9 protein-coding genes are annotated in these 8,235 nt (G+C 72.8%); 5 read left to right on the top strand and 4 right to left on the bottom strand.

The annotated features are described in order from the left end of the window. Positions 1-182: 182 nt before the first annotated feature. Positions 183-884: a PIG-L deacetylase family protein gene (locus ABZ914_RS41305; RefSeq protein WP_190860020.1), complete on the top strand. Its 702-nt coding sequence runs from the start codon at positions 183-185 to the stop codon at positions 882-884. Positions 885-932: 48 nt separating this feature from the next. Here ABZ914_RS41305 and ABZ914_RS41310 read toward each other — a convergent pair whose 3' ends face one another. The 3 genes from ABZ914_RS41310 to dut form a co-directional block, all read right to left on the bottom strand. Then, positions 933-1,013, bottom strand: coding sequence for a 50S ribosomal protein bL37 (locus tag ABZ914_RS41310; protein WP_483860509.1), 81 nt, complete (start codon positions 1,011-1,013; stop codon positions 933-935). A 148-nt stretch (positions 1,014-1,161) separates the two neighbouring features. Further along, positions 1,162-1,989, bottom strand: coding sequence for a DUF3710 domain-containing protein (locus ABZ914_RS41315; RefSeq protein WP_500200107.1), 828 nt, complete (start codon positions 1,987-1,989; stop codon positions 1,162-1,164). Between the two features lie 37 nt (positions 1,990-2,026). Next, entirely contained in the window at positions 2,027-2,497 is a 471-nt protein-coding gene (gene dut, locus ABZ914_RS41320; protein ID WP_241755869.1) for a dUTP diphosphatase, read from the bottom strand. A 215-nt stretch (positions 2,498-2,712) separates the two neighbouring features. Between dut and ABZ914_RS41325 the strand changes: the two genes are divergently transcribed. The 3 genes from ABZ914_RS41325 (at position 2,713) to ABZ914_RS41335 (ending at position 5,144) form a co-directional block, all read left to right on the top strand. After that, on the top strand, positions 2,713-3,012 hold the full coding sequence (locus ABZ914_RS41325) for a DUF6412 domain-containing protein (RefSeq protein ID WP_500200109.1): 300 nt from the start codon (positions 2,713-2,715) through the stop codon (positions 3,010-3,012). 45 nt (positions 3,013-3,057) lie between these two features. After that, a complete protein-coding gene (locus ABZ914_RS41330) occupies positions 3,058-3,765 on the top strand; it encodes a YidC/Oxa1 family membrane protein insertase (RefSeq protein ID WP_500200111.1) in 708 nt (235 codons plus the stop codon). A gap of 92 nt (positions 3,766-3,857) precedes the next feature. Continuing rightward, a complete protein-coding gene (locus tag ABZ914_RS41335) occupies positions 3,858-5,144 on the top strand; it encodes a cytochrome P450 (protein ID WP_500200113.1) in 1,287 nt (428 codons plus the stop codon). Between the two features lie 88 nt (positions 5,145-5,232). On the opposite strand, the gene valS is transcribed toward ABZ914_RS41335, so the two are convergent. Continuing rightward, positions 5,233-7,758, bottom strand: a complete 2,526-nt coding sequence (gene valS / locus ABZ914_RS41340; RefSeq protein ID WP_500200114.1) for a valine--tRNA ligase — start codon at positions 7,756-7,758, stop codon at positions 5,233-5,235. A gap of 125 nt (positions 7,759-7,883) precedes the next feature. Between valS and ABZ914_RS41345 the strand changes: the two genes are divergently transcribed. Then, a complete protein-coding gene (locus ABZ914_RS41345) occupies positions 7,884-8,171 on the top strand; it encodes a DUF4235 domain-containing protein (protein WP_190860091.1) in 288 nt (95 codons plus the stop codon). Positions 8,172-8,235 lie beyond the last annotated feature (64 nt).

Below are 8,235 nucleotides of genomic sequence, written 5' to 3' on the forward strand. Positions count from 1 at the left end.
GCGCCAGCGCGAGCGCCGCCTCGGGCGGCCCGGTCAACGCGGGCGCACCGTCCGGCGCGGGCGGTGCGGCGGGCGCGGTCCCGGAATCGAGCAGGCCCGCGGGACGGACGGGTTCCGGCGCCGATGTCATGGCGCGATCTTAGGAGCTTCGGCGGCCGCCGCCCGTCCGCCAGGATGGGGCCATGGAACCGGTACCGGAGGACTGGGACAGGGCGCTGGCGATCGTCGCGCACCCCGACGACCTGGAGTACGGCGGCTCGACCGCGGTCGCGAAGTGGACGTCCCAGGGCAAGAGCGTGACGCAGGTGCTGGCGACCCGGGGCGAGGCCGGGATCGACGGCATGGACCCGGACGAGGTGCGCCGCGTCCGCACCCTGGAGCAGATCGAGGCGGCCCGCCGGGTCGGCGTCGAGAACGTCGAGTTCCTGGACCTGCAGGACGGCGTGCTGGAGTACGGGCTGCCGCTGCGGCGCCTCCTCGCGGCGGCGATCCGGCGGCACCGGCCCGAGGTGGTGCTGTCGGTGAACTTCCGCGAGACCTTCCCCGGCGGCGGCTTCAACATGGCCGACCACCGGGTGCTCGGCCTCGCGGTCGCCGACGCGATCAGGGACGCGGCGAACCGCTGGGTGTTCCGCGACCTCGGCCTGGAGCCGTGGCAGGGCGTCCGGTTCGCGCTGTTCGGCGGGTCGCCGCAGGCCGGGCACTACGTGGACGTCACCGGCCACCTGCAGGACGGCATCGACTCGCTGCTGGCGCACGAGGTGTACTTCGGCAACCTCGGCGCGGGCTTCGACGCCGCCGCGTTCCTCACCGGCATCGTCGAGCCGACCGGACGGGCCGTGGGCGTGGAGCACGCCATGCCCTTCGAGATGATCGGAGGGTGACGGCGCCGAACGCGGCCTGAGCGCGGCGACCGCGACCCGGCGCGCGGCTCAGTGCCGGGCGTTGGGCCGCTTGCCCTTGTTGTGCTTGCTGCGCTTGCGGGCCCGGCGCTTCCGCGTTCTCTTCGACATGTCCCGATTGACCACCCGGGGGGCGGCGGACGCAAGGAACCCGGCGCTCCCCGGAACGCAGAAACCCGCCGGCCGTGCGACCGAAAAGCGGCGCACGGCCCGGCGGGCGACGGCGGTCACGGGACGGGGCCCGTAACGGGGTCCCGGGTCAGCGGACCTCGGTGATCTCGGGGCCGCGCTCGAACGGGTTGAAGCTCTCCTCGCCGCCCTGCTCCTCGCCGTTCTCCCCGGCCTCGCTGAACTCCTTGGGGATCTGCAGCTCGAGCAGGTCGCGGGGCGGCATCGGCGCGTCGCCGCGGACGACGACCACGCCGCGCAGCACGTCCTCCAGGACCTGCCACTGCTCCTCGTCCTCGATCGCGGCGCCCTGCACCACGGCCTGGAGGAACCAGCGGGGGCCGTCGACGCCGAGGAAGCGGATGATCTGCGGCGCCCAGCCCTGGTCGACGAACTCCTGCGGGATCTGCTCGCGGACCTCCTGCGGCATCTCCGCGAGGACCTCCTCGGTCAGCGCGGCGGGGATCATCGCCAGCAGCTCGGGACCGAACGGCCCCTCGCCCTCCTGGGTCTGCCCCTGCGCCTCCTCCTCGATGTCCTTGGCGGTCTCGCGGCGCACGTCGTCCCAGATGCCGCTGCGCTTGGGCGCGGCGAACACCTGGAGCTGCATGGCGCTCTCCTCGTACTGGACGAGCACCGCGACCGGCCGGCCGTCGAGGGGGTTGCCCTCCTCGTCGACCTGGGTGGCCTCGAAGTTCACCTGGAAACCGAGCCCCGGCGCGATCGGCACCCGCATCGAGCCGAAGTCCAGGCGCTGCATCTCGGGGAAGGAGTCCTCGGAGTCCCAGGGCCCGCCCTCGGCCTTCGCGGCCTCGGCGGGAGCCTCCTCGGCGGCCTCGTCAACGGCCTCCGCCGGTTCCTCGGTCGCCTCGGGCCCCTTCTCGGGCTCCTCGGCCTGCCGGCGACGTCCAAAAGCCACGACTCACGCTCCTTCTCGACTGTGCTCGTTACCAGTGTCACCCATGCCCGGGAGCCTCCGGCCCGCCGTACCCGCCCGTGGAGCCGAATCCGCCGGTCCCGCGGGCCGATCCGGGAAGGTCGGCGACCTCGTGGAACACAGCCTGTTCCACCCGCTGCACGACCATCTGCGCGATGCGGTCGCCGCGCCGCAGCCGCACGGTGGCGCGGCGGTCGGTGTTCAGCAGGGTCACCTTGATCTCACCCCGATAGCCGGCGTCGACCGTACCGGGTGCGTTGACTATGGTGACCCCCAACCTAGCGCCCAAACCGGACCTGGGGTGAATGAAAGCGGCGTAGCCGTCGGGCAGCGCGATCGCCATGCCCGTGGGGACGACGGCGCGCTCTCCCGGCGGCAGCTCGACGTCCTCGGCGGCGACCAGATCGGCGCCCGCGTCGCCCGCGTGGGCGTACTGCGGCAGGGGCAGCCCGGGATCGAGCCGCTTGATCAGCACATCGACCTTGCCCAACGTCCACCTCGCGTTCGGGAGCGTTCCGGCGGTCCCGCCGAGAAGCCACACGACAATACCGGGGCCGAGGGCGGCGGGCCGCATGTGAAACGCCCTCGCGTCCTGTTCCGCGCGCGACCCTACCCCGTTTCCCCGCCGGCACCCGGCACCGATGGCGTACCGGCGGGGATGAGTGGGACACTGCGGAAAGTCCGTATCGTCAGGAAGGTCCGTTCGTGTTCTGGTCGCTGGTGGTCGCCGCGCTGCTGCGGGTGCTCGCCGCGGCCGAATGGGCCGGGACGGCGCCGGGGCAGCCGGTGCTGGTGGCGCTGGCGACGGTCACCATGGCGGGACTGGTCGTCCTGGCCGTGGTGCGTGTGCGCGCGGCCGGGCCGGGTCACCGGGCGGCACTGGCGCGCGTGCGGACGACCTTGCGGGAACGGACGCTGCGGACCGCCTTCCTCCCGCAGCGCGATCCGGACGCGGCGGGGCGCCCCCGCCCGCGGGCACCGGGAGCGGAGATCGCGGCCGCCTGAGCGCGGCCGGCACGCCCTCGATCCCCCTCCCACCGGAAGGTGCTCATGTCCGTGTTCGACGTTCCCGTTTCGCTCGCGTACACCCTGGTCAAGGGACTGGCCGACGGCATCGGCCCGGTCGCCGGACCGTCGGCGGCCGCCGCCGCGATCCTCCTGTTCACGCTCCTGGTCCGGCTGGCGATGCTGCCGCTCGCCGTCTCGGCCGCCCGCGGCGAGCGGACCCGGGCGCGGCTGCTGCCCCAGGTCCAGGCCCTGCAGAAGAAGCACGGGAGGGACCCGCGGCGGCTCCAGCGGGAGACGGCCGCGCTGTACGAGGCGGAGGGCGCGACCCCGCTGTCGGGATGCCTGCCGATGTTCGCGCAGGTGCCGTTCTTCATGGTGATGTACCGGTTGTTCCGTTCGGCGACGGTGGCGGGGCACCAGAACGTCCTGCTCGCGCACACGTTGCTGGGCGCGCCGCTGGGGCAGAACTGGATCGGGCTGGTCGGCGGCGGCCTGTTCGCGCCGCCGTCGCTGGTGTTCCTCGGCCTGTTCGCGCTGCTCGCGGCGCTGGCGGTGTGGTCATCGCGGCGGGCCGCGCGGACCGCTCCGGCCGGGGCGGCGGGCGCGCTGGCCCGGGTGGCGCCGTTCGGGACGGTGGTCTTCGCGGCGTTCGTGCCGCTGGCCGCCGTGCTGTACCTGCTGGCGTCCGGCACGTGGACGGCGGTGGAGCGCGCCGTCCTGCACGGGCGGACCGCGGCGCCGGCGGCCTGAATCACCGGGTTCGCCTTGACGGCGCCATTGGACGCCGGTTCGATAGAAACCGAACCCGATTCTGGACACGACGCCGAGGGCGGTGAGCGGGCGTGACGACCGCTGCGCGGGACGAGATCGACGGCAACCTGTCCACGCTGGAGTTCTGGGCCCTGCCCCAGGAGCGGCGGCTGGCCGCCTTCGCCCGGCTGCGCGAGCGGGACCATCCGGCGTTCTTCCAGGAGCTGAAGCTGCCGTTCGTCAAGTCGGGCGCCGGTTTCTACGCGCTGGCCCGGCACGCCGACGTGGTCGAGGCGAGCCGGACGCCGCAGATCTTCAGCAGCGAGCCGTGCTCCAACAGCATCGCCGACCTGCCGCGGTTCCTCGCCCGCTACTTCGGCTCGATGATCAACATGGACGACCCGCGGCACGCCAAGATCCGCCGGATCGTGTCGCGGGCGTTCACCCCCCGCGTCCTGGAGAAGACGGAGGACGACCTCCAGCGCAGCGCCACCCGGATCGTCGACGACCTGCTCGCCAAGGGCTCGACCGACTTCGTCACCGACGTCGCGGCGCGGCTCCCGCTGCAGGTCATCTGCGACATGATGGGGATCCCCGAGCACATCCGCCCCATGGTGTACGACCGGACGAACCTCATCCTCGGCCTCGGCGACCCCGAGTACACGGGCGGCAAGAACTACGCCCGCGACGGCATCACCCGCATGGGCGCCCTCTACGGGCTGCTCAAGGTGCTGGCCGCCGGGTACGAGCTGAACCACCTGGCGATGAAGCTGGCCCGGCAGCGCCGCAGGAATCCCGGCGACGACCTGGTGTCGGCGCTGGTCTCGGCGAACGTGGACGGCGAGTCGCTGACCGACCAGGAGATCGGCTCGTTCTTCATCCTGCTCGTCGTCGCCGGCAATGAGACGACCCGCAACGCGATGTCGCACGGGCTGAAGCTGCTGACCGACAACCCCGAGCAGCGCGCGCTGCTGCTGGAGGACTTCGACGCGCACATCCCGGGCGCGGTCGAGGAGATCGTCCGGCTGGCGACGCCGGTCATCCAGTTCCGCCGGACGCTGACCCGCGACCACGAGATGAACGGCCACGAGTACAAGGCGGGCGACAAGGTCCTGCTCTTCTACAACTCCGCGAACCGCGACGAGACGGTCTTCGAGAACCCGGACGCGTTCGACATCACCCGCTCGCCGAACCCGCACGTCGGGTTCGGCGGCCCCGGGCCGCACTTCTGCCTCGGCGCCAACCTCGCCCGCCGCGAGATCACGGTGATGTACCGCGAGCTGTTCACCCGCGTCCCGCGGATCCGCGCGACCGGGGAGCCCGACCGGCTGTTCTCCAGCTTCATCAACGGGATCAAGCACCTGCCCTGCGCGATCTGACCCCGCAGGACGCCGCCGGGACGCCGCCGGGTGGTCCGGCACGGGCCGGTCCCGCGCGCCGCGCGCGGGACCGGACGGCCCGGCGGGTTCAGCCTGCGGGCGCCAGCGTCACGTCCACCGTCAGGTCGGCGGGCGCGCTCTCCAGCGTCAGCTCGGCGATCCGCCCCGCGGCGGCGAGGTCGGAACGGGAGACCCGGCCGGCCTCCGCGCCGCGCACCACGGCCCGCGACACGTCCGCGCGCATCGACGCCTTCGCCTCCGACTTGGCCTTGCGGACCTGCCGCAGCGCCTCGCCGGTCGCGGCGAGCACCGCCGGGTCGCCGCCCGCGGGCAGCTCGCCCGGCAGCGGCCAGGACGCGGCGTGCACCGAGCCCTTCCGCCACCACGACCAGACCTCCTCGGTCACGAACGGCAGCACCGGCGCGAACAGCCGCAGCAGCACCGACAGCGCCGACCGCAGTGCGGCGCGCGCCGACTGCGCCTCCGGCCCCTCCCCGTACGCGCGCGCCTTGACCAGCTCCAGGTAGTCGTCGCAGAACTCCCAGAAGAACCGCTCCGTGCGCTCCAGGGCGCGCGTGTAGTCGTAGCCCTCGAACGCCTCCGTCGCGTCCGCGACGACACCGGACAGCGACGCCAGCATCGCCCGGTCCAGCGGCTCGGTCACCGCCGCGTCCCGGTCCACCTCGCCGAGCCCCAGCACGAACTTCGACGCGTTGAGGATCTTGATGGCGAGCCGCCGGCCGACCTTGATCTGGCCGGTGTCGAACGCGGTGTCGGTGCCCGGCCGGCCGCTCGCCGCCCAGTACCGGACGGCGTCCGAGCCGTACTCGCGCAGCAGGTCGATCGGGGTGACGACGTTCCCCTTGGACTTCGACATCTTCTTGCGGTCCGGGTCGAGGATCCAGCCCGACAGCGCCGTGTCCGTCCACGGCAGCGACCCGTGCTCCAGATGCGACCGGACCACCGTCGAGAACAGCCACGTCCGGATGATGTCGTGCGCCTGCGGCCGCAGGTCGTAGGGGAACACCCGGGAGAACAGGTCGGCGTCGCGCTCCCAGCCGCCCGCGATCTGCGGCGTCAGCGACGACGTCGCCCAGGTGTCCATGACGTCCGGGTCGCCGGTGAACCCGTTCGGCTTGCCGCGCTGGTCCTCGGTGAAGCCCGGCGGGACGTCGGAGGACGGGTCGACGGGCAGCGCGTCCTCCGGCGGGACGATCGGCGCGTCGTAGCGCGGCTCGCCGGCCGCGTCCAGCGGGTACCAGACCGGGATCGGCACGCCGAAGAACCGCTGCCGGGAGATCAGCCAGTCGCCGTTCAGGCCCTCCACCCAGTTCTCGTAGCGGGCCCGCATGTACGGCGGGTGCCAGTTCAGCTCCGCGCCGCGCGCGAGCAGCTCGGCGCGGGTCGCGGCGTCGCGCCCGCCGTTGCGGATGTACCACTGCCGGGTGGTGACGATCTCGAGCGGCTTGTTGCCCTTCTCGTAGAACTTCACCGGACGGCTGATCTTGCGCGGCTCGCCGTCCAGGTCGCCGGACTCGCGGAGCATCTCGACGACGCGCTCCTTGGCGGAGAAGACCGTCTTGCCGGCCAGCTCCGCGTACGGCTCCGCCGGGACGCCCGCCGGCGGCTCGGCCGACAGCCGGCCGTCCCAGCCGATCACCGCCCGGGTCGGCAGGTTCAGCTCGCGCCACCAGGTGACGTCCGTGACGTCGCCGAACGTGCAGATCATCGCGATGCCCGACCCCTTGTCGGGCTCGGCGAGCCGGTGCCCGAGGACCGGCACCTCGACGCCGAACAGCGGCGTGCGGACCGTCGTCCCGAACAGCTCCTGGTACCGCTCGTCGTCGGGGTGCGCGACCAGCGCCACGCACGCCGGCAGCAGCTCCGGGCGCGTCGTCTCGACGTAGACGGGCCGCTCGTCGCCGTGGAACCGGATGCGGTGGAACGCGCCCGGCTGCTCGCGGTCCTCCAGCTCGGCCTGCGCGACGGCCGTGCGGAACGTCACGTCCCACAGCGTCGGCGCCTCCGACACGTACGCCTCGCCGCGCGCCAGGTTCCGCAGGAACGCGCGCTGCGACGCCGTCCGGGACGCCTCGCCGATGGTGGAGTAGAGGTGGGTCCAGTCGACCGACAGGCCGACGCGGCGCCACATCTCCTCGAACGCCTTCTCGTCGACCTCGGTGAGCCGCTCGCACAGCTCGATGAAGTTCCGCCGCGACACCGGGACCTGGCGCTTCGGGTCGGGCTTGGCCGGCGGCTCGAACTCCGGGTCGTAGGGCAGCGACGGCTCGCACCGCACGCCGAAGTAGTTCTGCACGCGCCGCTCGGTGGGCAGCCCGTTATCGTCCCAGCCCATCGGGTAGAAGACGGCGCGACCGCGCATGCGGTGGAAGCGGGCGACGGTGTCGGTATGGGTGTAGGAGAAGACGTGGCCGACGTGGAGGGAGCCGCTCACGGTGGGCGGCGGGGTGTCGATCGAGTAGACCTCGCCGCGCGGCCGGGTGCGGTCGAAGCGGTAGACGCCGGCGTCCTCCCAGGCGCGTACCCACTTGTCCTCCAGGCCGTCCAGGGAGGGCTTGGGAGGGACGCTCGGCGTACGCGGCTGCTCTGTCATGGGGCAATGGTATTGACATCCGTCCCCTCCGCATGCCACTTGCCCGCGCCGACGCGGCGGCCTTTCCCGCCCGGAGCGGGGCGTTCCGGTAGCGTCGGAGGCGACAGGACGACTGGAGGACGATGATGGCGGACAAGGGCGACATCGGCTATCGCGTGATGGCCGGCGCCGCGGCCTTCGCGAGCGGCTGGGCCGCGAAGAAGGCGATCACGCTCGTGTGGAAGAAGAGCACCGGCAAGGAGCCGCCGACCAACCCCGAGTCTCCGGACGTGGCGCTGGCCGAGGCGATCGGCTGGGCGGTGGTGGTGGGCGTCGGCGTGGAGGTCGCGCGGCTGGTGGCCACCCGTGCCGCCGCCCACCAGTGGGCCAAGGGGACCGGCGAGCTCCCCTCCCACCTCAAGGTGGACGCCTGATCGCGAGGGCTTGATCAGGCGGGCCCGGTCGAGGGCCCGAACGCGTCGTGGCCGGTCCCGGTTC

The organism is Spirillospora sp. NPDC046719 (assembly GCF_040645715.1).
In the GTDB taxonomy this organism is placed as follows: domain Bacteria; phylum Actinomycetota; class Actinomycetes; order Streptosporangiales; family Streptosporangiaceae; genus Spirillospora.